The sequence below is a fragment of the Pedobacter sp. V48 genome, assembly GCF_000523515.1.
In the GTDB taxonomy this organism is placed as follows: domain Bacteria; phylum Bacteroidota; class Bacteroidia; order Sphingobacteriales; family Sphingobacteriaceae; genus Pedobacter.
This window is the reverse complement of sequence record NZ_AWRU01000015.1, coordinates 166392-189962: the sequence shown is the minus strand read 5'-3', so window position 1 is coordinate 189962 and position 23571 is coordinate 166392. Positions and strand designations below refer to the sequence as shown.

The following is a 23571-nucleotide window of genomic DNA, read 5'->3' as shown; positions in this document are numbered from 1 at the left end:
TTTGTAATACGGTAGTGTCTTATGGGCATTAACCGCTTTAAATGAAACATTCCCTATTTCTGTTTTTCTTACTTTTATATACCCTGATGTGTCGGGCTCAGGATCCTGCAGTGCAAAAGAAATTGCAGGCCGTAAGAACTACTGAAAGCCCGAAAATAGATGGTATCCTAGATGATCGCTGTTGGGTTGACGTTCCTATCGCTACTGACTTTTTTGAAATCAGACCTGTACCAGGCAGAGTAGAAGGAATGGAGAAGCGTACAGAAATGAAGGTATTGTATGATAATGCTGCCGTCTATGTTTATGCGCGGATGTACGACCATCCTGATAGTGTTTCTCATGAACTGGTTTCCAGGGATAATATTGGGAATGCCGATTTTATCTCCATAGTTTTCGATCCTTTTTACGACAAGATGAATGGCAACGGTTTTTTTGTTACCGCTGCGGGGGTTCAGTTTGATGCCAAATACTCGCAAATTGGCGATGAAGATGAGAACTGGAATGCCGTTTGGGAAAGTGCAGTTAAAATCGACGATAAAGGCTGGACTGCCGAGATGAAAATTCCTTATTCTGCCTTGCGTTTTTCTGCCAAAGACATTCAAGACTGGGGATTAAACTTCAGTCGCCGAATCCAGCGCACAAACGTTCAAACCTTTTGGAATTATGTTAATCCCAATGTAAACGGTTTTATCAATCAGGAGGGTCTTTGGATGGGAGTTAAGGACATAAAACCACCATTACGTTTATCATTTTCACCTTACCTGTCTGCGTATGTAAACCATTATCCTGCTAATATCCCGGGTATAAGAAATACAACCGCCCGTTTCAATGGCGGTATGGATGTTAAGTATGGCATTAACAACAGCTTTACTTTAGATATGACCTTAGTACCGGATTTTGGTCAGGTGCAGTCCGATAACCGAATTTTGAATCTAACACCATTTGAAGTTAAGTTTAATGAAAACCGACAATTTTTTACAGAAGGAACTGAACTGTTTAATAAGGGTGATCTGTTTTATTCGAAGCGAATTGGCTCTATTCCAAAATACTATAATCGCTTTGATATAAACAGCTCCGAAACGATCATTAAAGATCAAAGTGAAGCCAAAGTGCTAAATGCCACTAAGATCTCTGGTAGAACAGCAAAAGGCCTCGGCATAGGTGTTTTTAACGCTATAACTAAAGCTATGCAAACCGAGGTTGAAGACCAGCAAGGGAACATAAGAGAAACTGAAACTCAGCCACTAACCAATTATAACATTCTGGTACTGGATCAGTCTTTAAAAAACAACAGTTCGGCAACTTTTATCAATACCAATGTTTTAAGGCAAGGCTCTGCCTACGACGCGAATGTTAGTGCTTTATTGTTTAATCTCAATGATAAAAAGAATGTTTATTTCTTCAATGGCGCCGGTAAAATGAGCTATCTAAAAGGGGCCGCCAGCAGGACAGGTTTTAATTACGAATTTAAAGGTGGTAAGCAAAGCGGAAATTTTAGATGGAGCTATAATCAGGTATACGCCGATGATAAGTTCGACAAATCCGACATGGGCTTTTTTACCAATAACAATTTTTTAGATCAGGTTGTAAGGTTTGGATATAACAATTATAAGCCTACCTCATGGTACAATCAATTAGAAAGCTGGTTAAATTTTGAATATTCCCGGCGTGTTAATCCTGGCGACTACCAGCGTTTTGGTATTGTTACCGGCGCTTGGGTACAATTTAAAAGCATTTGGTCGGTTGAAGTAGATTTAGACTATGGGCCAGAAGGAAATGATTTTTATGAAGCCCGCAACGGTCAGTTATACAGAACACCTGCCAGGTTTGGGGCATCTGTTTATGTAAATCCAAATAATGCAAAGGCCTATAACTTTGGAGGAAATGTAAAGTACTTCAAAAAAGAGCTTTTTAACGGCAGGGAGTATAATTTCTATTTTTTCCAGAACTTAAGATTAAATGACAGGATCGCTTTTGGCCTTGATTTGAATTTTAATCCAAGCTACAATTATGTCAGCTGGATAAAGGCGCAAAGTGATCAGGCAATTTTTTCCCGATATAACCGGAACACAGTAGAAAATTCATTTGATGCAAAATATTCTTTCAGCAATAAGATGGGAGTGTCTGTTGTATTAAGGCACTATTGGAGTGATAGGAGGAATAAAGAATTCTATCTGTTAACGAGTAAGGGTACGCTGGCTGCTTATGAGGGTGCTCCGCTTACCACCATGGATAGGAATTACAATGTTTTTAATGTCGATTTAATCTATGTTTGGCAGTTTGCGCCCGGTAGTGAGCTGACCTTATCGTATAAACAAGCTGCCGAAACCAATGATGATTTTTATACTAAACGCTATAACAGAAATCTTGAGGATATTCTCTCTGCACCGCAAAACACAAGTTTGTCTGTAAAGGTTTTGTATTACATTGATTATTTAAATCTTCGCAAGAAAGGGAAATAAATTGGTGTCAAAAGCTAACTAGAGGTTATTGTTTTGCTAATTTTGATACTATGGTAAAGTTATCTGAAGAACAATTTTTTTCCTTTAACCGGTTAATGTCCGGCTGGGTTGCAGAGAACATACACTTAACCAAGGCATTGGTTCGTTTTGATAACCTGATTGTATTGGATGCTTCAGCCTTGAAGTTTGATTTTAATGGGCTCTCTCAGGATTACCAAAAAAAGTTTGTACTGAATAATTTTGAATTGTATTGTACTTCTTTGTTTTTGACTATTAAACCAAGAATGAAGGTGTTCGTTAAAAATGAAGGCTTTCGTGCGTTAGACTTTCATTGCATTTTTGCTTTAGGGAAGTTGCGTCACGAAAGAATTGAAAAGGTATCAACCTTTTAGAATTCCCGAATAGAATTGACCGGAAGATCAAATGTATTTTGTTGTTTACAAAAGAAGTTTTGGGCTATTATTTGTGTATTATTAGATACACACAAATGTAACCACTATGAAAAAGCTTCTCATGGTTGTACTGGCTAGCTATGCCATCACAGCCCGTGCCCAGATGCACGAATCCCAAAACTTTCTTTATCTCAATTCCGATTCCGTAATCTATGCTAAAAGGATCATGTTTCGGCCCGATTTTTCTGGATTTTGGCAGCTACGCGCCGATTCCCGAAGAATTTCGCCTGAAAAAGTAAAATTTTTTAACAACGAAAATGGTTTCTTCGCCAATACCAGGAGGGTCACTTTCGGGCGCACCGCCGAATTTGCCGAGCGTATTGCAGAGGGAAAAATCAACATTTTTCAGGAGATTCCTTATGATGAATTTCTCAACGATAGGGCATTTAGGTATGGAGGCCGGCCTGAGCCCGTTGTTAAMMWWYKRATGTACTACAACAAAGGTTTCGAGAATCTGAAAAAAGTAAATTATCAAAATCTGAAAAACGACATGGCCGATAATCCGGAAAGCATGGATATGTTGGCCGGCTACAGAAGAAGTATGAACACCAGCAAAATATTATACGCTGCTGCCGGAGCATCATTTGTGGCCGGTATTGTTTCTTTTTTGGTAAAGGGTAATGATATGCAAAAACTTTCACACACAGGTTTCGGTCAGAGCAGTATGAATTCCAAAGGTCCAAATGTTACAGGTACTTTACTGTTCTGGGGGCTTGCTGCTGGTCTTGGAGTAGGAGGGTTTGTTGTACAGACATCCGGATCCAGGCATCTTGAAAGCGCTGTGGATGTTTATAATAGATAGTCTTCTACTTGTCCATGAATGTTGGTATATTTAAGGCATATAAACCGAACCTCAACTATCTCAAAACTAAATGGAAAGAAGAAAATTCCTTCAACTAGGGGTGGGTTTAACAGCTGCAAGCCTGTTTACACCTGCATTTGTTAAATCCAACCCTTTAATCATACCTAACAAGCTACCACTTTGGCGTGGCTTTAACCTGTTAGAGAAATTTAACGGAGACCATAACCAACCTTTTAAAAAAGAAGATTTTCAAATGATGGCCAAATGGGGGTTTAACTTTGCCCGTTTACCAATGTCCTATCACTGCTGGTCAAAACCTGATAATTGGCTTCAGATGGCCGAAAATGTTTTGAAAGAAATAGATCAGGCAATTGCTTACGGAATTAAATACAAGATTCATGTTAACCTTAACCTGCATCGTGTCCCGGGTTATTGTGTTAATCCGCCGGCAGAACCACTTAATTTATGGAAAGATGATAAGGCTCTAGAAGCTGCGGCCTTCCATTGGCAAACCCTGGCCAAACGATACAAAGGGATCAATAGCAAGAAATTGAGCTTCGATCTGATCAATGAACCCTCAAATGTTGATGAGCCAGATTACGTGCGGGTAGTGACACGAATTGTTAACGCCATACGGGAAGAAGATCCTGATCGATTAATTGTTATCGATGGGCTCCATTATGGAACTAAACCTGTATTTGGTGCATCCGGCTTAAATGTTGGGCAAAGTACCAGGGGATACGGACCTATGCAAGTAAGTCATTATAAAGCATCCTGGGTTAAAGCAGATTGGGCTGTTCCAACCTGGCCTTTAAATCCGGAAGGCAACGACAAGTGGGATAAAGACCGGTTAAAACGGGAAATATTTGATCCATGGAAAAAACTAATGGACCAGGGTGTAGGCGTGCATGTTGGCGAATGGGGGGCGTATCAACATACCCCTCATGATGTATCGCTTGCATGGATGAAAGACAACCTGGAAATATGGAAGGAAAATGGCTGGGGCTGGTCGCTATGGAATTTGCGTGGTAGTTTTGGTATTCTTGACAGCGAGCGGCAAGATGTTCAATATGAAGACTATAATGGTCATAAGCTAGATCGTAAAATGCTTGAACTGCTACAGCAACATTAAGATACGTATACTATACCAAAACAGACTCCTTAAAATACCTGGCTTTATAATCCAATGGAGATAGGCCAGTTATTTTCTTGAAAACGCCTCTAAATGCTTTATCATCTGAATAGCCAACTTCATTCATAACCTCATAAACAGTTTTATTTCCTTTTTCCAGCGTGCTTTTTGCAACTTCAACTTTTACCCGCTGCAGATATTCCACAGGAGTATTTCCAACTGCTTTAATGAATCTCCGGTCAAAATTTCGTCGGCTAATGGCAAGCTTTGATGCCAGTTCCTCAAAGGAAATTTTCTCGCTTAGATTCTCTTCAATATAACTTTGTGCTTTACTAATCAGCTCATCACCATGGTTTTTTTGTGATCTGAAAATGTGAAAAGGCGACTGTGATGATCTTTCGATGTCAATTTGAAAAATCTTTGAGCAGATAATAGCTACCTCCCTGTTAAAATACTCTCCAACCAGAAAAAGTATCAGGTTCAAAAATGAATATCCACCACCGTTGGTATATATTCCCCGTTCAGCGGTAATGAGCTTATCTATTTGAAGATTAATATTTGGAAACAATCGTCTAAAATCAGGTGCCAAATTCCAGTGTGTACAGCAGTTTTTGCCATCCAGTAACCCAGTGGCTGCAAGCAAAAATGCTCCTGAACACATCGATGCCACTTCAGTACCGCCCATATACTGTTCCTTTATCCACGCAATTAGCGCATGATTGTTTTCCAGCAGATCAATATCATAAGAAACAGAGGGAATGATCAGCAGATCAGTTTTTTCTATATCATTAATATTTATAGGCTTAATAGAAAAGAAACCGTCATCGACCTTTAACTCGGGTACATAACCGGCTATCCTTACTTCCATCATGGGTTTGTTCCCCATTTTTTGCCAAATGTCATTTGCACGTGTAAGTATTTCAAATGAACCGGTTACACTACTCAAATTAATGTCTCCTTCAGGAACAACTATAGTCACTAGCTTCATGGTAAAAGTTTTTATTAAAGATACCAGATTCAGATCTTAATTTAAAAATTCAAGCGCGCTATGGTGAGGTATTTCCGAATACTCCTTTTAATAGGCCAACAAACGACCACAGGTAATAATCGCTACCCATACACTGATCGAAACAAGGGCCGATATTTTTGTTGAAAACGGAAGTTTTTCGGTCTGACTGTCAAAATTAGGCTTAAATAAGCGTTTATGAAATACCAATACATTAAGCGCCGCAATTACCAGCAAGAACATTTTCAGCCAGAAGGTGGGGTCAATGCCCAGGGTTTTTGAATTGGTCATGAATAATAATATTCCAGACGGGATAACCAATAGTAATGCTCTTGCCGACCAGGGAAGCAAATGGCGGGATAAGCCGATTACCGAAAGACTTTTTGAAAAACCTAGCAACCGCAGGTCGAACATAAATGCAGCGCCCACTAAAATTACAATTCCGGTGATGTGTACAATTTCCAAAGCCGGATACAGCCACAGGGATTGGCGAATAGCCGCCGCTACGGCAGTATTTTCTAACCAGCTGAGCAGATCAGATATAAAGAATGGCACAGCTATCGCAGTTCGTATTTTACACTATCTACAAATATCCTTTCAGCCCGCATTTCGTTTTTTTTAGTTTTATGAGGGTAAGCAACTAACCTAACTTCTGTCCCTTTTTTTATCATATCGGCGGTTAGTCCACGATCCGTCATGCGGCTGGTAGGGGCTAAATAAACTGTCCACAATTGTTTTTTGTATTTCACTTTAGCCAGGGCATGCGGATTTTCATATACTGATTCCTCAATTGTGGTTTTAAAATCCAATACCTTTTTTTGATCATAATCAGCCCAACCATGGTGGAATGCTGTGAAGGAAACGCAGAGCAAACAAAGAATTGCCAGCGAAATGCTTTTTAAATAATTCATAACATGCAGATTTAATGATAGTTGAATATACTAAAAAAAAACCTTTGATCAAATAGATGTCACAGAGAGCTTCTAACTTCCAGCTTCCACGGATTCTGAACTGTGGTAATCCCCTTTGTTTTGATCAGCTTTGCCATGGTCTTTCCCATCAGCTTAAAGTCCGTAGAAAGTGTCGTGATTCCGCCAGCAAGAAGCTCTTTAAGGGGCGTATCATTGTAAGATATGATGCCAAAATCAGTACCTGCGGTTAGCTGTTGGRCASSASSCTNCTTNCNAGCAGATCCACCAGATCCCTGTCATTCACCACAATAAATAAATCACCTTTATCTATTGTTCTGTTGGTTGCCACAGAAAGATAGTCGTGGCCAAACCCATACTTGCTGCAAAACACTTTAAGGCCATCGTAACGCTCTAAAGGCTCCTTTTCTTCCTTTTGGATCATATAAATGTGCTTGTATTTGCGAATCAGTTCGATGGCCGATTCCAAAGCCTCATAAGTATCTGTCTCAAAATTCTGTGCCACCGATGAGTATTTTCCTTTCAAATCTGCATGGAAATGGTCCAGCAAAAATACCCTGCCCGATAAAGATTCCAGCAGCGGTTCAATACCCTGAAACTTTCCCGACATGATGATGTAATCCGTATACTTGTTGTTGGCATCATTTACCAGTGTCTCAAAAACCTTCCTGTTGTAATTGTGAAAATACAGGTCAACTGTTGCGCTGTTTCCGGCCGATTCCATAAAAGAGTTGAACAGGTCTTCTTTAAATTCATTGAATTCATTGAAGAGTAGGAATATGTGATGTCCTGTCTGAATTTTGGTGCTCTTTACAAAATAACCAACCCCATGGTTAGCTGCAATAATGCCTTTTGACATCAGTTCGCGTAGGCCAGCAAACACTGTATCGCGAGATAAACCATACTCGGTTCTGAAATCATTGATAGAAGGTATCCTGTCTCCATTCTTGTATTCCTCTGTGCCTATTCGGTCAATCACATGGCTTACTACAAGTTTATATTTTGATTTATTTTCTTTCACGTTTGATGTATTGCCGGCAAATATAGTTACTCACCCGACAAACATCGTAAATAAAAAATAAAAAATCGTACCAGTTCGTACCAGTTGTAAAATATTTATATATTTGGAGACCAAACCACACACAATGAAATACCATTTCTTATTAAGCATCGGCATTACCACTGCTCTTTTTACCGATAGCATGGCACAAACCACAGGTGTTAACCAGAATGTCCAGCTAACTCAAAGCCTTAAAGCAAACATAAAAGACGCTTTCTGGAGCCCTAAATTCGAGCTTTGGCGCACTACAACTGCCAACGATGTGCTAAATAAGTTCGAAGGACAACACCTGCCTGCAAAAGAACAGGAAAGCAATAATGTGTTTAACAATTTCGATAAGATTGCCCAGGGAAAAAAAGGAACAGGCAGTCATGCAGGTTTGCCCTGGTTTGACGGCTTGATCTATGAAAGCATTCGCGGAATAGGGGACCTCACCATTCAGCATCCCGATCCAGTATTACAGGCACGACTTGATGGGTATATAGATCGTATCTATGCTGCTCAAAAGGCCGATCCTAACGGCTATATCAATACTTATACAGATCTAATGGAACCAACCCATCACTGGGGAGATAACGGTGGTCTTTTACGTTTCCAGCACGATGTTTACAATGCAGGTATGCTCATTGAGGCCGGCGTTCACTATTACAATGCGACAGGTAAAACCAAACTGCTCGAAGTTGCTACCCGGTTTGCAAATTACATGAGCAACCTGATGGGGCCTGTTCCTAAAAGAAACATCGTGCCAGCCCACTCCGGACCAGAGGAAGCCGTTATGAAATTGTACTGGCTATATAAAAACAACCCTGGCCTTAAAAAGAAAATGGGCGTTCCGGTAAATGAAAAGGCTTATTATGAACTGGTAAGGTTCTGGATTGAAAATCGAGGCAACAATATAAATTATCCGCTGTGGCAAACCTGGGGTAACGATAAATCGGAAAAGTGGATTAAGGATCAAAAATATAAGGAAGGAACGGTAACCAATGCCACTCGCCCTGCCTGGGGCGACTACGCGCAAGATTCCATATCTGTTTTCAAACAGAAAACCATAGAAGGTCATGCGGTACGTGCCACTTTACTGGCTACGGGTATTACAGCTGTGGCTTTGGAGAGTCATGACCCTCAGTACATACAAACAGCAGATCAGCTTTGGGACAATATGGTTGGCCGCCGTATGTTCGTAACGGGCGGTGTTGGCGCCATTGCGCACGACGAGAAATTCGGACCCGATTATTATCTTCCAACTGATGCCTATCTGGAAACATGCGCAGCTGTAGGTGCAGGATTTTTCAGTCAGCGGATGAACGAACTAACGGGCGATGGAAAGTATATGGACGAGTTTGAACGTGTCCTTTATAACAACGTACTTACTGGTGTGTCTCTTTCGGGCGATCAGTATACTTATCAAAACCCACTCAACGCGCATGATCATTCAAGATGGGCATGGCATTCCTGCCCATGCTGCCCGCCTATGTTCTTAAAAATGGTTTCTGAACTGCCAAACTACATCTACGCATCTTCGGGCGATCGTTTGTTTGTAAACATGTTTATCGGCAGTGATGCCAATATCCGACTGCCTGACAAAACCCTGATCGCCATTTCGCAGAAAACCAATTACCCCTGGGAAGGAAAGATTAGCCTAAATGTAAATCCGGAAAAGGAATCGGCCTTTAGTTTAAGCCTTCGCATTCCGGGATGGGCAAGGGGAAAAGAAAATCCTTACGATCTTTACCGTTCCGATCTGCCATCATCTTATACACTGCTTGTAAATGGCAGCCCTGCCAATGCCACAATGAACAATGGATATGCTGTGATCAGCCGCAAATGGAAAAAAGGAGACAAGGTGGAACTCCAGCTGCCTATGAAACCACGTTTTGTTACTGCAAATAATCAGGTGAAAGATTTAAAGAACAGCGTAGCAATAGCATCGGGACCTATTGTTTACAGCCTAGAGGCAGCAGATAACGGCAATGTTGAACAGTTGCAGATTGACACTGCTTCCGCATTGCAATTGCAATTTAAAGACAACCTGCTAAAAGGTGTGAATGTGGTTACCGGCAAAACAGTTGACGGTAAAACTTTTACTGCTATCCCTTATTATGCTGTTGGAAACAGAGCAGCAAAAGGCTATAAAGTTTGGCTACCGCTACCTCAAAATGCACGCATTAAGGTAGATGCAGGTCAAATCCAGAATAAATTAAGCCCATTGATCTACGGTTCAAATATTGAGGATGTGAACCACGAAATCTACGGGGGCTTTTACGACCAGCGGATATTCGGCGAGAGCTTTGAAGAACCTTCTACCGGTGTAAATCATAACCAATGGAAAAGGTTTGCGGGCTATTGGACGGCAAAAGACGGCGCTGTTGCCATTATTCCCGGCAGAAACACAAATAGTGAAGTATTCATGACCAGTATGCATCTAATCGGTGTAGAGCCAGATCACAGCGCGAAATTGATTTATGAACCAACAGAACTAACTAACGGTACCGTTCAAGCCGAGATCAGGTTTACCGGAAAAGGAGAAAGTGGTGCACTGTTAGTTCGGGTAGCCAATGCGGGTGTAGGTGATGATGCTTTTGATGGATATGAGATCAGCCTGAGCAGAGACGGTAAGAAGATAGCCCTTGGAAAGCACCTGCAAAACTTTGAATCACTCAAAGAGGCAACTGCCAGTTTTGATCCTGAAACGTGGAATAAAGTAAAGGTGGTGCTAAAAGGATCCGAGATTGAAGTTTTCCTTAACGGACAACAAATGCTTTCCTTTAGGGATGAGCGTAACCCCTTGCTTAAGGGAAAGATCGGATTGCGCACCTGGAGATCAGCGATGGAGTTCAGGAATGTCTCCATACAGGAAAACGGAAAAACTGAATCCCTGAGACTTGTCAACGCTGCTGGTGAGCAGGTGAGCTATAATTGGGATATCGTAAACCCTGGACAAGTGAAGGCTAATTTTGAGCTAGACAGCAATGTTGCCTACAATGGAAAAAAATCACAGGTTATAACCTTTGCAACGGGTGCCGGAAAAGTAGGAGTAGCCAACAGGAGTTTGAATCGTTGGGGGATTGCCTTGGGTAAAGGGCAAACTTTTCAGGGAAGGGTATATCTAAAGGCAGAAAAGCTAAACGGCCCAGTAATCATTGCGCTCGAAAGTGCTGATGGCAGCAAAACATATGCAACCAAAAAACTAAGCGGTATAGGTGCCAATTGGAAGAAATATCCATTTACATTGACCTCTCATACCACAGACAAAAATGCCAGACTGGCTATCTATATATCTTCACACGGTAAACTTTGGATAGATCAGGCAGTACTTATGGGTACTGGTAAAGATCAGTTTAAAGGATTGCCAGTTCGGGCCGACATTGGAAATATGTTGGTGTCGCAAGGGTTAACCTTTTTGCGTTATGCAGGAACTATGGTGAATTCCCCGGAATACAGGTTCAAAAAAATGATTGGTGATCCCGACAAACGACCTCCATATCGAGGCCACTGGAACTGGTATACCACCAATGGCTTTGGCATAGAGGAGTTTCTCAAGTTTTGTGAAACAACAGCCATAACACCTTGTTTTGCCATAAATATCTATGAAACACCAGAAGATGTGGCTGATATGGTAGAATACCTTAATGGGAATGGGAATACAGAATGGGGGGCAAAGCGTGCCAAAAATGGACATCCAAAACCTTACGGAGTAAAATATATAGAGATCGGGAATGAGGAGGTTATTTTTAACGGCGACAACAAAAAGGCATACGGGGAATATGTAGCACGCTTCAATCTCTTATATGCAGCTATGAAAAAGAAAGATAGCTCTTTAAAATTCGTACATGCAGCCTGGTGGCGTCCTGAATCTCCTAATATGGAGTACGTATTCAGGGAACTTAACGGCAAAGCCGATTATTGGGATCTCCATGTAGGTGGTGATGATCCAAAGGCAGGTCTGGATACTGATAAGCAACTTGCGGAAATGCAACGTATGTTTAAGCAATGGGATCCGGCAACCCAAATGAAAGTTGCCGTTTTTGAAGAGAATGGCAGTAAGCATGGAATTCAGCGCGCCTTGGGGCATGCTACTAATCTGAATGCAATCCGCAGACATAATGAATTTGTACTCACCTCAAGTCCTGCCAACGCACTTCAGCCTTATCAGCAGAATGACAACGACTGGGATCAGGGTCAGATCTTCTTCACCGCAGGCAAGGCATGGGGAATGCCCCCATTTTATGCACAGAAGATGCAGGCAGAGAACTATTTACCCTTACGTGTTTTAAGTAAAGTTGAAGGTGCTCTGGATGTAACAGCAGCGCGTAGCGAAGATGAGAAGACCTTGGCATTACACATTGTAAATACCAGTGCCGAGGCCATTACTACTGCAATTGAGCTTAACGGATTTGAAGGTAGAAATCTAGAGACCGATGTTTATGTGCTGTCGGGTGAACTTACTTCAAAGAATACACCTACAGAACCTGAACGGTATAAAACTGTAAGCTCAAAGGTAAATCTAACTGGAGATGCACCTAAATATAGCTTCCCGGCACATTCTTATACCATTTTAAAATTTAAGAGATAAGCAGACGTTAACTTTTAAGTCCTAACTTCTTATTTACCATATCCTTATAGGTTTCGCCAATTGGCAGGTAGTTCTTATCGATCACAATCCTGCCTCTTTCTACAAAATCAATATGGCTGGTGTTAATGATATACGACTTGTGTATCCTTAAGAAAAGATGTTGGGGAAGGATTAATTCAATGTGTTTCATGCGCTCTAATGAAAGCACTCTGCCTCCTGAGGTATGAAAACTGATGTAATCGCCCAGGCCTTCGATATAGTGGATCGATGAAAACAAGATTTTCTGCAGCCGGTGCTCCACCTTAATGAAAATATGGTCGGGCTCTATTGCCTCCGGAGCGCTTAAATTCATTCGTTTCTTGGCCTTGTTTACTGCAATCAAAAATCTTTCGAAAGTGACGGGCTTCATTAAGTAATCAATTGCATCGTATTCGAAGCCAGTTAAGGCATATTCCGAATAAGCTGTTGTGAGGATGACCTTTGTTTGTCCCTGACGAATGATATTCATTACCTCGATACCCGTAAGATTGGGCATTTGAATGTCCAGGAAGATCAGGTCGACATTGCCGTTATGAATGAGATCGACAGCTGCTGCCGGGTCTGTGGTTTTCAATACCAGTTCAAGTCCGTTTGTACGCAGTACATAATCTGCCAGCAGCTTAACGGCATGGATCTCATCATCGAGGACTATGCAGTGCAGGACGTTATCACTCTTCATTGTTCAGGTCAAGTTTAACTGTAAATTGATGTTCATTATCTCTAATATCCAATTCGTAACGCCCTTTAAAAAGCAGTTCAAGTCTCTTCATTACGTTGTCTATTCCAATCCCCCCGGTAAAATCCTTGTTTTTACTCACTTTGGTATTGATACATGAGAATATCAGCTCAGCACCAGTCATATTGATGTCTATCCATAGCCATTCTTTAGTTTCCGAGACATCTCCATGTTTAAAGGCATTCTCTACAAAGGGGATCAGCAATAAGGGTGGTACCTTCATTTCCTTTACATTACCGGTTACCTTCATATTAACGGCAACAGGGTTTTCAAAACGTAACTGCTGAAGGGAAATATATTTTTCGATGTAACTGATCTCCTGCTCCAGTTCTATTTTTTCACTGCTGTCATAGAGCATATACCTTAGCAATTCTGAAAGCCCCGAGATTGCCGGTAAGGCCTGCTCGGATTTATGGTAAACCAGGGAATAAATTGTATTGAGGTTGTTGAACAGGAAATGCGGGTTGACCTGTGAGCGAAGGAATGAAAGCTCTGATGTACGGTTTTGCAGTGCTAATTCTTTTTGCTCCAGTTCCTTCTGCCGGGTATACGTGAAGAAATAGAATACCATTGCAAAAATGGTGTTCAGGATATAAATGAGCACGTTATTTCTGAAAAAAAGATTTAACCTGACCGGATCCCGAGATAGTGCGACGGTTGCTACATAACTGGTTAAAAAACAGCTGATAAAAGCAACGCTGATAAGAAGACCTATATTAAGAAACAGTCCGACATACTTTCTGTTAGGGTAATATTTATGCATTACCATATAGGTCGACAACACGAACAGGAATGAGATACTCATATCTGTTACCATACTTAGCAATTGCACTGTGAAACTACGTTCATCTACCAACGTCCATTTCCCGCGGAGTAAGCCTGGCAGGTGCCCACTCACATGAACTAACATGTAAAAAACAATAAAGGCGCCCATCAGGGGCCAGAGGTTTTTCTTCATACCCAAAAATACACTATTTAGCTTATCAGAATAAGCCCCTTTTTAAGCGTTTGTCGAGGACATCGCCTTGTTCACCGATTAGTCTTTTCCTGAAAGCCCGGCGGAACTAATTTGGTTTAAACTTAATGCTAATTATGATGAAAATTTTTCTAATACTCTGTCTAATCGCAACTTCTTCCATGGCTCAAACAACGGACCTTAAAGAAGTAAAAATTACCACCCGTAAAAAGGCCATAGAGCGTAAAATTGACCGCACCATAGTAAATGTTGATGGCCTTATTAACGTTGGTGGCACCAATGCGTTTGAGCTCTTAAGCAGGCTGCCTGGCCTAAGGGTCACTGAAGAAGGTACAATTAACCTGATGGGTAAGGGAGCCACGGTTTATATTGATGGCAAATTAACGTATTTGTCGGGCGCCGATCTGATGTCTTATTTAAAAACTATGGGAACAGATCAGCTGGATAAGGTCGAGCTGATCCCCAATCCTCCGGCCAGGTACGATGCAGCAGGCAGTGGTGGAGTTATCAATATCCTGACAAAAAAGAGTAAGCAGGAGGGATTCAATACAGGTATAACACTAAACGGTGGAAAGGGGATTTACAGAAAAATAAATGGCTCCTTCAATTTTAACTATCGGATAAACAAACTAAACCTATTCACAAATGTAGGGGCCGGCAGCCCTAAAGATTTCCAGAATTCCTCGGCAATCCGAAGCTTTAAAAATGAGACAGGGAGCTTAACTTCAATACTGGAACAGCAAGGAGAAATACTTTACAACAGGCACAACAGCAATGTAAAACTAGGAGTGGATTATTACCTGAACAAAAGAACTACCATTGGTTTTATTTTCAATGGGTTAAGGAATCGGGTTAACGAACATGGAGGTACCCGAAATTTAATGATGAATAGCAATCATCAATTGGACGCTATAGTAAACTCCAGTCATAGCGTAAACAACCTGTTCAGGAACGGTACGATGAATTTAAATATGCTGCACCAATTCGATAGTACAGGAACCGAGCTCAGTATGGATGTCGATTACACACACTACAATTCCACCAACAACCAGCTTTTTGGCAACAATAGTTACAATGCCTCTGGTCAGGCATTGGGCTTAGAACGCATCAGGGGGGATCTTCCGAGAACAATAGATATCTTTTCGGCCCGGGTGGATTATTCATTCTCTTTAAAAAATAATTACAAACTCAGTGCGGGTCTAAAATCAAGCTTTATAAAAACAGATAACCAGGCCAGCTACTTTTCTGGCGCTGCCGAACTGGAACAACCAGATTATAACAGAACAAACGCATTCTTATATCGSRWMRRCATYRAWGYMWTTYMTWWMRARSGANNWATCGNGAWTTTKGTAWRCTTGGTATTAAGGTGGGGCTTAGGATGGAACATACCAGTTCCAAAGGGCATCAGCTGGGGAATATACAAAAATCCGATTCCTCGTTTGTAAGGAATTACTTCAATGCTTTCCCTTCATTCTTCCTTTCCTATAAGCCCGATGCTACAAACCAGAATCAGTTCTTTTTAAGCTATGGAAAACGCATCAACAGACCGGCATATGATCAGCTGAATCCCTTTCTTATGGTAGTGCAAAAGTATAATCAGGAGTCTGGCAATCCATTTCTTAGTCCCGAGTTTACCAATAATATTCAACTCACTCACGTTTTTAAAGATAAACTGACCACCAACGTTTATTATTCATTTATGTCCAATACCAGTAGCCCTGTTATCAAAGCCATTAATGATGTATATATCAAGAGACCGGAAAATGTGGGGTCTGTTATCATAACAGGGTTAATGCTTTCTTATAATCAGGATATTTTCAAATGGTGGAATGCCGATTTTACGATCAATCCGGAGCGGGTACATTTACAATCTGAATTCAACGGGATTACTGTAGATACAGCCGTAGTTATGCAGTCATTTAACTGGTATAACCGCTTTTCTTTAAGCAAAACCTGGAGTGCTGATCTCGCTTTTGACTGGGGAGGCCGCAATTATTCCAATCAGGTAACAACTTTTGGAATAGCGGGCATTAGAGCGGGAGTTAAAAAGCAACTGTTTTCAGGTAATGGTTCAATAGGGGTTAATGGCAGCGATTTATTCTATTCAGCCATACGTAAAGGCAGTATCCACAATGTAGTTGGTTCCAGTGCTACATTTAGAAACAGGCAGGATACCAGAACAGTTATACTTTCTTTCAGTTATAGGATCAGCAAAAATGCTAAGAACAACAAGCGCTTAAGAGACCGGAATGGCGCCTGGGATGAACAGAATAGGATTAAAGGCTTGTAAGTCTGCGGTCTGAAATAACAAGGGGGTGTTCAAAAAGTATGAACGCCCCCTGTTACTACTAACTAACCTTCCCTAATTAATACAATCCCAACTCGGCTAAAGCTGCAAACTGTAATCCATCATGTGCAGAATTGGCGATAACCTTTATGTATTTGAAAGTTTTTGCGCTTCCAAAATCAAAGTATTGAGGTCCGTCAGCATTTGCTGCAACATAGTTATTTACTGAAGTAAAATTAATGCCATCAGTGCTGGTGAGTACCTCGAAATTCTTAACCGCACGGCTTAAGCCACTACGTTGAGTTAAACTAAGGCCACTTGCTGTTTTAGAAGATCCCAGGTTGATCACCACATTATGAGGGTAGGAGGTTGCCGAACTTGACCAGCGCGAATGCCAGTAAGTGCTTCCACTTCCATCAATCAATGTGTTGGCCCTGCCATTTACGGCACCCTCACCACTTGTTTCTTCAGAGCTGAATGAAGCAATGCTCCAGCCTGTTTTACTAAGTTCGTTTCTGGTACTGAAATTTAAAACAGGAATTCCACCTGCAAAAGTATAAGAATAAATCTGCTGGGTAACAGTACCATTGTCGTGCACCAGTTTAACCTTTAATTCATATGGAATCCCGTCTGCTTTTTCTACCAGATCAGCAATAGGCATTACCACTCTAAAACTGTCCGTACCTATTTTTTTCGACTCCCAACCGATGGCATTATAATCGTGGTTTACGCCCGTACCCTCATTGTTCACGTTAGGGTCATTAAAATAGAGGATGCTCGTTACATTGCCGGTCGAGGTAAACTTACCTGATACTACAATCGRRSRTWRRSCRCKRKWATANMTKSCATNGNTWKKKWRTYGANRMWMGATGTTACCGGACCATAGTAGGTATTGCTATTGTTGTTAAATACCTGATTTGTGTTTAAAACTGCCGCATCAATAGCAGTTAAAAAAGTAGGGCTTTTACCTAGCGTACCATTACCTGCCCACATTAAAGCCATACCTAGCGTAGCATCTTCCGAAACCTTTTGCCTGTTATGCGGCAGGTTCAGTCCGTGACCTAATTCATGAACCATACCACCAAACCATACACTGAATCGGTTGCCGACGGCGTCCGTTTTGCCAAGATTCTGGATGTCCATTTCTTCATAGTCCAACGCATAACACCACCTGCCGGTACCATAAAAAGGACCACCGCTGGGCGTGCCATTGGCGCCAATGGAATATCTTGGTATAATGATTAGCGTATGGTCGCTTGTATTGTCGGCCGGGTGAGCAGCAAAGTAAGCATTCACTTCACTAGCCACCGCTCCCGAGCCACCTGAATATGGATAGCCGCTTTTAGGTAAACTACCTCTTATCGTAATGATTTTTGCACCATCTGAGCCGTCATTGGCCAGGCCGAAAGTTTTATAGCCATAGCCATTGCGGTTCATTTCCTGTTTGTACCATTCCTGGGTCCACAATAGCAGGTCGCTCAATCTCTTTTGATAACCGGCCAATGTATCCAGGTCGCTGGGTACAAAGTAAACGATGTTTACATTTCTGGTTTGGGTAATAATTTCAGCAGTGGAGTCGTGAACCGACAAAGCTTTTTCTTCTGATTGGATGTGTTCTGCCTTCTTACATGAAAATGTGAAGAGAATACTGCAAAAAACGCACGCTAATAAAAGATTACTTTTTTTCATAAAATTTGGTTTAGGATGAATTGATATGAAAAAGTAATAAAGTATCCCGCAATGTTGTAAGTCAAGGTGTTACAACTGCTGCGCAAGCGTTTGATAAAGGCTTTAAAGCCCCATGTCTCGGCGGAATGTCTATTCTTTGCTTAAAATTACGTCAGCTGATTTTCAAATAACATTTCCCCATTTGAAATTTCTTTGCAAAGAATTAACTAAAAACGCTTCTGCGTGTCGAAAATTTATGCAAACGTTTGTGTGAAATTTTGATATTATTCATTTGAACTTATATCTTTAGTTTACCTGAGTTCATAATGGAAGATGAAGACCAAATATTACTGGAACAACTTAAAGGCGGAGATTACACCGCTTATGAGCTGATTTTTAAGAAATATTATAAGGTTCTTTCCACCAAAGCTTATTTTATGCTGGAGGATGATATGGAGGCCGAGGACCTGGTTCAGAACCTTTTTATTGCTATCTGGCAGAAAAAACTTTTCCTATCCATCAATACCTCTATAAAGGCTTATTTGCTGCGCTCAGTTCACAATCGTTGCTTAACAGTTCTCAGAGATAAGAAGGTATCTGAGCGTAAGCTTAACGCGTATACAGAAGAACAAAGCTGGCAGGGAGAAGAAGATCAGGACACAAATCAGGAGAATGATTACCAGGGAAAGTTTGATCTCATATTTGAACAATTGCCAAGTCAGCGCCAAAAGGCATTTAAGCTGGTATATCTAGAAGATAAAAAATATAAGGAAGCAGCAGAGGAAATGGGTCTCTCTGTAAACTCCATAAAAACCCATTTAAAACTGGCTGTAAAGGCCTTGCAGAAAAAACTCATTAATTTTAAATGAAATATTCACCTGATAATCGCTTAATTGCGTCTAATGTGTAGTAATGGAGTATAACGAGGAATATATACAAGGTCTTTTATTTGAAAAGATAGCAGGAACGATCAGTGAACAGGATAACCTTGTGGCCGAGCATGCCATTTCAAGCCACGCCGAAGTGCGAAAGTTCTGGGAGGTATTGAAAGTAAAAATGGGAAGCCCCAAAGCAGCAGCATTTCTGTCCGGACTAAATCCTGATCAGGCCTGGGAGAAAACAAGCGAAAGCCTGCACCAGCAACCTGGTTCATTTTTCAGCAGAAACAGATGGGCCTTAAGTGGTATTGCTGCAATGCTGGCCATTGCCCTTCCACTAGCATGGTATTTCAGTTCCACCAAGCAAAGCCAGTTATCACTTCAGGACCAAGCATTTAAAGAAGTATACCTTAAAACCGATCAGGGAAAAGCGGTCGATCTTTCCAATAATAAGCAGATTAAATTAGGCCAAACCCAAATCAATACCAAACAAAAGGAGTTAAGCTACAACGCCGGTAATGCCGATAGCCAGCAGTGGGCAACACTATTTGTTCCGGTTACCAAAGACTATAAAATTAAGCTGTCAGATGGTACCACCGTGTGGATGAACGCCGCATCCAGTCTGCGTTTTCCTTTTCAGTTCGGAAAACAAACAAGAGAGGTTTATTTAACCGGAGAGGCCTATTTTGAAGTAGCCAAGAACCCGCAACAAGAATTTATTGTACATACCTCTTATGCCGATGTGCATGTGCATGGAACTTCTTTTAATGTAAATGCGTATACCGCTCAGAATTTCACTGCAGCGCTAGTGGAGGGATCTGTGTCGGCCAAAAAAGATAATCAGGTTATTAAATTAAAACCTGGTGAGGAAGCTGTAATCGGAAAAGAGAATCTGGAGATCAAAACATTTGATGCACAAGAAGTACTTTCCTGGCGAAACGGTACTTATTCCTTCCACAACCAACCACTATCCCAGATCTCGCAGGTCTTAAATCGCTGGTTTGATGTGAAAATTGCCTGGCAAACCCCAGCAGTTTCCCAGCAGACCTTTACAGGCGAAATTGACAAAAACTTGCCCCTGGATGTAGTCATCAGTAATTTGAAACTTACTTCAGGTATGCAAGCCGAGCTTAAAAATGGAATATTGACCTTCAGGTAATATTTTTTTAAAACACCATTCACCCATTCGGGTAAAAGCTGCGTCTTAGAGCAAACCTTATATAAACTTTAAATGTATGCTTAAAAAACTAACCCGATTAGGCCGGCTATCTTTGCCGGTTATTTTGATCTTGTTTATTTTATTGCCAGTTCGCGCAAACACGCAGGGCATCAGCAAGATCAGCCTCAAAGGCAAGAACATTACCATTGCCACATTATTTAAAACCATTAAAAAACAAACTGGTTTAACCGTATTCTACAGTAATAAACTGCTGGATGATACCGAAAAAATCACTGTCGACTTTAATCAGGCCGAACTGGCAGAAGTATTAAACGCCACGCTTAAAAGCAAAGGGCTTAGCTGGGTGGTGAAAGAAAAGTACATTGTACTGCAAAAAGCGGTCGCACCGGCTGTTCCTGTCGACAATAAAGCAGACCAGGGCGCAGTGAACAATGCACGTCAAAAAATAGGAGGAACGGTAACCGATGCCTCAGGAATGGCAATGCCAGGAGTAGGTGTAAAAGTTAAAGAAACCAATGCCGGAACGGTTACTGATCAGAATGGGCGTTATTCAATTGAAGCCAATAGCGGAAACACCTTACTGTTTTCCTATGTTGGTTATACTTCACAGGAAATTCTTGTGGGTAACCAAACCAGTATCAATGTAAAACTGCAGACCGATGATACGGATTTAACAGAGGTTGTGGTGGTTGGCTACGGAACACAGAAAAAAGTGAACTTAACAGGGGCTGTTTCTATGGTTACAGGAAAGGATCTGGCCGCACGTCCGATGGGGCAAACCTCAGCTGCGCTGCAAGGTATGGCACCTGGGGTTACCATCAGGCAAAGTTCCGGAAGGCCAGGCAGCGATGGTGGAACAATAAGGATTCGCGGTATAGGAACGTTAAGTGGTTCGGATCCATTGGTGATGATCGATGGAATCGAGGGTTCAATCAACAACATAGACCCAAATTTAATCGAATCCATTTCTATTCTTAAAGACGCGGCGTCAGCGTCCATCTATGGATCCAGAGCCGCCAATGGCGTAATTTTAGTTACAACCAAAAGGGCAAATACCGATCAGATCAGTATTTCTTATAACAACTATATCGGCTGGCAGGATCCAACCAATATGCCGAAATTGGTAAATGCACTAGATTACATGTTACTAATCAATGAAGCTTATGCTAATACTGGCCGGACACCTCTCTATTCAGATGCGCTGATACAAAAGTATAGAGAACAAAATGGTGTCAGTTCTGACCTCTATCCGAATACCGACTGGCAAAAAGAAACCCTAACTGGTTCTGGATTACAACAAAGTCATTTTTTGACCATTCAGGGGGGGACTCAGAAGGTAAAACTAATAGGGTCATTCGGACTTCTTGATCAGAAAGGCATAATTGAAAATTCAGGATTTAAGCGCTATACTATACGTAATAACGCCGATATTACTTTTTCTGAGAAACTCAAGGCCAAGGTCGATCTGCAGTATGTCAATGCCATTTCCACAGAACCTTCAGCTTCTACAGACCCTAATATTGGGTCGGGAGAAATTTTTCAATGGATGAACGGAATTCCGGCAAATCAGATCGGTATTACTGAAAGGGGACAATGGGGAGTGGGTTGGAATGGTACTAATCCAATCTCCGTAACCAGAGAGGGAGGCACCAATAGAATAAGAGGACCATTTGGAAGCATTAATGCTATTGTTAACTATAAACCGGTTGAATGGCTGGAGGCAGAGGCAGCTTATTCTCCCAAATATGCATTGTCATCTAATAATAGATTCAAGAAAGCAATTCAGTCTTATTTACCAGATGGTAGTCCAAGTTTCCTTACTCCGGCATTAACCTCATTAACACAAAAACAAACCCAATCATTTTATAATAACATGCGTGTTACGCTTACTGCAAGCAAATCCTTTAAGGATCATAGCTTTAAGTTTCTTGTAGGCGGTTCTAGGGAAGATTACTATTCAGAATGGATACAGGGGTACAGAGACACCTATATCCTCCCGGAATATCCAATCCTAAATGGCGGCTCTGCTTTAAACCAAACTGCCACTGGAAGTGCAGAAGAATGGGCATTGCAGTCCCTATTCAGCAGATTAAACTATAGCTACAAAGGCAAATATCTGTTAGAACTCAATGCACGGTACGATGGGTCTTCCCGCTTTGCAGAGGGAAATAAGTATGGGTTTTTCCCTTCAGCATCAGCAGGATGGAGGATCTCGGAAGAAGATTTTTTTAGTGGATTAAAAAATACCATAAACGAGGCCAAATTGAGACTTTCCTGGGGTAGACTTGGCAATCAGCTCATTGGTACCTATCCTTCAATTACTGCTCTTGAGTTTGAATCTACGGCTTTGGGCAAACAGATAGCCAACACGGCAACGTTAAAAGCCATGGCCAATAAAAACATTTCCTGGGAAACTACTGAAGAAAAAAATATTGGTATTGATTTAACACTTTTGAATAATCTAAGCATTACAGCCGATTATTACCAAAGGCGTACCAGAGATATACTTTTGCAGCTGGGTATTCCATTAACCCTTGGTTTGGTTGCTCCCTTTCAAAATGCAGGAACTGTTGATAACAAGGGTTGGGAGTTGGGTATAAACTACAAAGGAAATGTCAAAGATTTCAATTATAACATAAGTTTCAACCTGTCTGATGTAAAAAATACTATAGTAGATATGAGGGGCATCAATCAGACCGCTAATTTAATTGTAAATCGTGAAGGTTATGCCATCAATTCTCTTTTTGGTTATGAAGCACAGGGCTTTTTTACATCTGACGAGGAAGCAGCTGCACATGCAAAACAATTTGGTACAGTTAAAGCCGGTGATATTAAATATAAAGATCAAAATGGCGATGGCCTGATCAATGAAAGCGATAAAATCATAATGGGCAGTACCGTTCCACGATTCACTTTTGCTTCAAATATAGGCGCCTCATATAAAGGGTTCGACCTTTCAGTACTATTACAAGGGGTTGGCAAAGCCAATGGTTATGTAAACGGCCCAGGGGTTTTGCCATTCAATGTAGGCGGGGCACTTGGAGGGACGATTCGAGAGGAAAATAAAGATCGATGGACTCCGGAAAACCCCAATGCCAAATATCCGAGACTGGCTTTTGGTGAGTCGAACAATGAGCAGGCATCTACCTTTTGGCTTAAAGACGCATCTTATTTACGTGTAAAAAATATTCAGATAGGTTACACGTTACCAGCCAACATCATAAAGAAATTGAGCATTAGCCGACTTAGAGTTTTTGCAAATGGTTCTAACGTCGCTTCGTTCGACCGTTTTCTTAATGGATATGATGTAGAAGCACCGGTAGGCGCTGGAAATATCTATCCCCAGGTTAAGTTATACAGTTTTGGTTTAGAGGTTACATTTTAACAATAT

The 23571-nt window shown here is 41.2% G+C and carries 15 protein-coding genes and 2 pseudogenes; 10 read left to right on the top strand and 7 right to left on the bottom strand.

From position 1 onward, the window contains the following. The first annotated feature begins 41 nt into the window (after positions 1-41). The 4 genes from N824_RS15130 (at position 42) to N824_RS15115 (ending at position 4848) form a co-directional block, all read left to right on the top strand. Complete coding sequence (locus N824_RS15130; RefSeq protein ID WP_048905988.1) at positions 42-2462, top strand: DUF5916 domain-containing protein; 2421 nt, start codon at positions 42-44, stop codon at positions 2460-2462. 50 nt (positions 2463-2512) lie between these two features. Further along, positions 2513-2854, top strand: coding sequence for a hypothetical protein (locus N824_RS15125; protein ID WP_048905987.1), 342 nt, complete (start codon positions 2513-2515; stop codon positions 2852-2854). Positions 2855-2960: 106 nt separating this feature from the next. After that, complete coding sequence (locus tag N824_RS15120; protein ID WP_048905986.1) at positions 2961-3716, top strand: hypothetical protein; 756 nt, start codon at positions 2961-2963, stop codon at positions 3714-3716. A gap of 70 nt (positions 3717-3786) precedes the next feature. Then, positions 3787-4848, top strand: coding sequence for a glycoside hydrolase family 5 protein (locus tag N824_RS15115; RefSeq protein WP_084498347.1), 1062 nt, complete (start codon positions 3787-3789; stop codon positions 4846-4848). Positions 4849-4858: 10 nt separating this feature from the next. Here the strand turns inward: N824_RS15115 and N824_RS15110 are convergent, their stop codons facing one another. The 4 genes and pseudogenes from N824_RS15110 to N824_RS15095 all read right to left on the bottom strand — a co-directional run bounded on the left by N824_RS15110 (position 4859) and on the right by N824_RS15095 (position 7804). Continuing rightward, positions 4859-5836, bottom strand: a complete 978-nt coding sequence (locus tag N824_RS15110) for a GlxA family transcriptional regulator (RefSeq protein ID WP_048905985.1) — start codon at positions 5834-5836, stop codon at positions 4859-4861. 87 nt (positions 5837-5923) lie between these two features. Further along, positions 5924-6409, bottom strand: a complete 486-nt coding sequence (locus N824_RS15105) for a DUF6644 family protein (protein ID WP_200869887.1) — start codon at positions 6407-6409, stop codon at positions 5924-5926. Between the two features lie 2 nt (positions 6410-6411). Then, entirely contained in the window at positions 6412-6765 is a 354-nt protein-coding gene (locus N824_RS15100) for a DUF6152 family protein (protein ID WP_048905984.1), read from the bottom strand. A 247-nt stretch (positions 6766-7012) separates the two neighbouring features. Further along, positions 7013-7804, bottom strand: a pseudogene (locus tag N824_RS15095) (winged helix-turn-helix domain-containing protein). 124 nt (positions 7805-7928) lie between these two features. On the opposite strand from N824_RS15095, the gene N824_RS29170 reads away from it, so the two are divergent. Continuing rightward, complete coding sequence (locus N824_RS29170; protein WP_084498346.1) at positions 7929-12416, top strand: beta-L-arabinofuranosidase domain-containing protein; 4488 nt, start codon at positions 7929-7931, stop codon at positions 12414-12416. Positions 12417-12423: 7 nt separating this feature from the next. Here the strand turns inward: N824_RS29170 and N824_RS15085 are convergent, their stop codons facing one another. Together N824_RS15085 and N824_RS15080 are read right to left on the bottom strand one after the other, a co-directional pair. Beyond that, on the bottom strand, positions 12424-13134 hold the full coding sequence (locus N824_RS15085; RefSeq protein WP_048905983.1) for a LytTR family DNA-binding domain-containing protein: 711 nt from the start codon (positions 13132-13134) through the stop codon (positions 12424-12426). After that, complete coding sequence (locus tag N824_RS15080; protein ID WP_048905982.1) at positions 13124-14149, bottom strand: sensor histidine kinase; 1026 nt, start codon at positions 14147-14149, stop codon at positions 13124-13126. Before N824_RS15080 ends, N824_RS15085 begins: the two co-directional genes overlap by 11 nt. Positions 14150-14283: 134 nt before the next feature. Here N824_RS15080 and N824_RS35565 point away from each other — a divergent pair. Further along, positions 14284-15612 (top strand): annotated as a pseudogene (locus N824_RS35565) (outer membrane beta-barrel protein). Further along, positions 15546-16457, top strand: a complete 912-nt coding sequence (locus tag N824_RS15070) for an outer membrane beta-barrel family protein (protein WP_048905980.1) — start codon at positions 15546-15548, stop codon at positions 16455-16457. Before N824_RS35565 ends, N824_RS15070 begins: the two are co-directional and overlap by 67 nt. Positions 16458-16533: 76 nt before the next feature. On the opposite strand, the gene N824_RS15065 is transcribed toward N824_RS15070, so the two are convergent. Then, positions 16534-17205 (bottom strand): discoidin domain-containing protein, encoded by a 672-nt coding sequence (locus N824_RS15065; protein WP_048905979.1) that lies wholly within the window; start codon positions 17203-17205, stop codon positions 16534-16536. Positions 17206-18448: 1243 nt separating this feature from the next. On the opposite strand from N824_RS15065, the gene N824_RS15055 reads away from it, so the two are divergent. The 3 genes from N824_RS15055 (at position 18449) to N824_RS15045 (ending at position 23565) form a co-directional block, all read left to right on the top strand. Further along, a complete protein-coding gene (locus N824_RS15055; RefSeq protein ID WP_048905977.1) occupies positions 18449-18991 on the top strand; it encodes an RNA polymerase sigma factor in 543 nt (180 codons plus the stop codon). Between the two features lie 43 nt (positions 18992-19034). Next, positions 19035-20159 carry a FecR family protein gene (locus N824_RS15050; protein WP_048905976.1) on the top strand — a complete coding sequence of 375 codons (1125 nt, stop codon included), beginning with the start codon at positions 19035-19037 and terminating at the stop codon, positions 20157-20159. Between the two features lie 76 nt (positions 20160-20235). Further along, positions 20236-23565, top strand: coding sequence for a TonB-dependent receptor (locus N824_RS15045; protein WP_048905975.1), 3330 nt, complete (start codon positions 20236-20238; stop codon positions 23563-23565). Positions 23566-23571: the final 6 nt, after the last annotated feature.

Coding starts and splice junctions, on each gene's coding strand:
- N824_RS15130 (WP_048905988.1), top strand. CDS start 42: ATGAAACATTCCCTATTTCTGTTTTTCTTACTTTTATATACCCTGATG.
- N824_RS15125 (WP_048905987.1), top strand. CDS start 2,513: ATGGTAAAGTTATCTGAAGAACAATTTTTTTCCTTTAACCGGTTAATG.
- N824_RS15115 (WP_084498347.1), top strand. CDS start 3,787: ATGGAAAGAAGAAAATTCCTTCAACTAGGGGTGGGTTTAACAGCTGCA.
- N824_RS15110 (WP_048905985.1), bottom strand. CDS start 5,836: ATGAAGCTAGTGACTATAGTTGTTCCTGAAGGAGACATTAATTTGAGT.
- N824_RS15100 (WP_048905984.1), bottom strand. CDS start 6,765: ATGAATTATTTAAAAAGCATTTCGCTGGCAATTCTTTGTTTGCTCTGC.
- N824_RS29170 (WP_084498346.1), top strand. CDS start 7,929: ATGAAATACCATTTCTTATTAAGCATCGGCATTACCACTGCTCTTTTT.
- N824_RS15085 (WP_048905983.1), bottom strand. CDS start 13,134: ATGAAGAGTGATAACGTCCTGCACTGCATAGTCCTCGATGATGAGATC.
- N824_RS15080 (WP_048905982.1), bottom strand. CDS start 14,149: ATGAAGAAAAACCTCTGGCCCCTGATGGGCGCCTTTATTGTTTTTTAC.
- N824_RS15070 (WP_048905980.1), top strand. CDS start 15,546: ATGGAACATACCAGTTCCAAAGGGCATCAGCTGGGGAATATACAAAAA.
- N824_RS15055 (WP_048905977.1), top strand. CDS start 18,449: ATGGAAGATGAAGACCAAATATTACTGGAACAACTTAAAGGCGGAGAT.
- N824_RS15050 (WP_048905976.1), top strand. CDS start 19,035: ATGGAGTATAACGAGGAATATATACAAGGTCTTTTATTTGAAAAGATA.
- N824_RS15045 (WP_048905975.1), top strand. CDS start 20,236: ATGCTTAAAAAACTAACCCGATTAGGCCGGCTATCTTTGCCGGTTATT.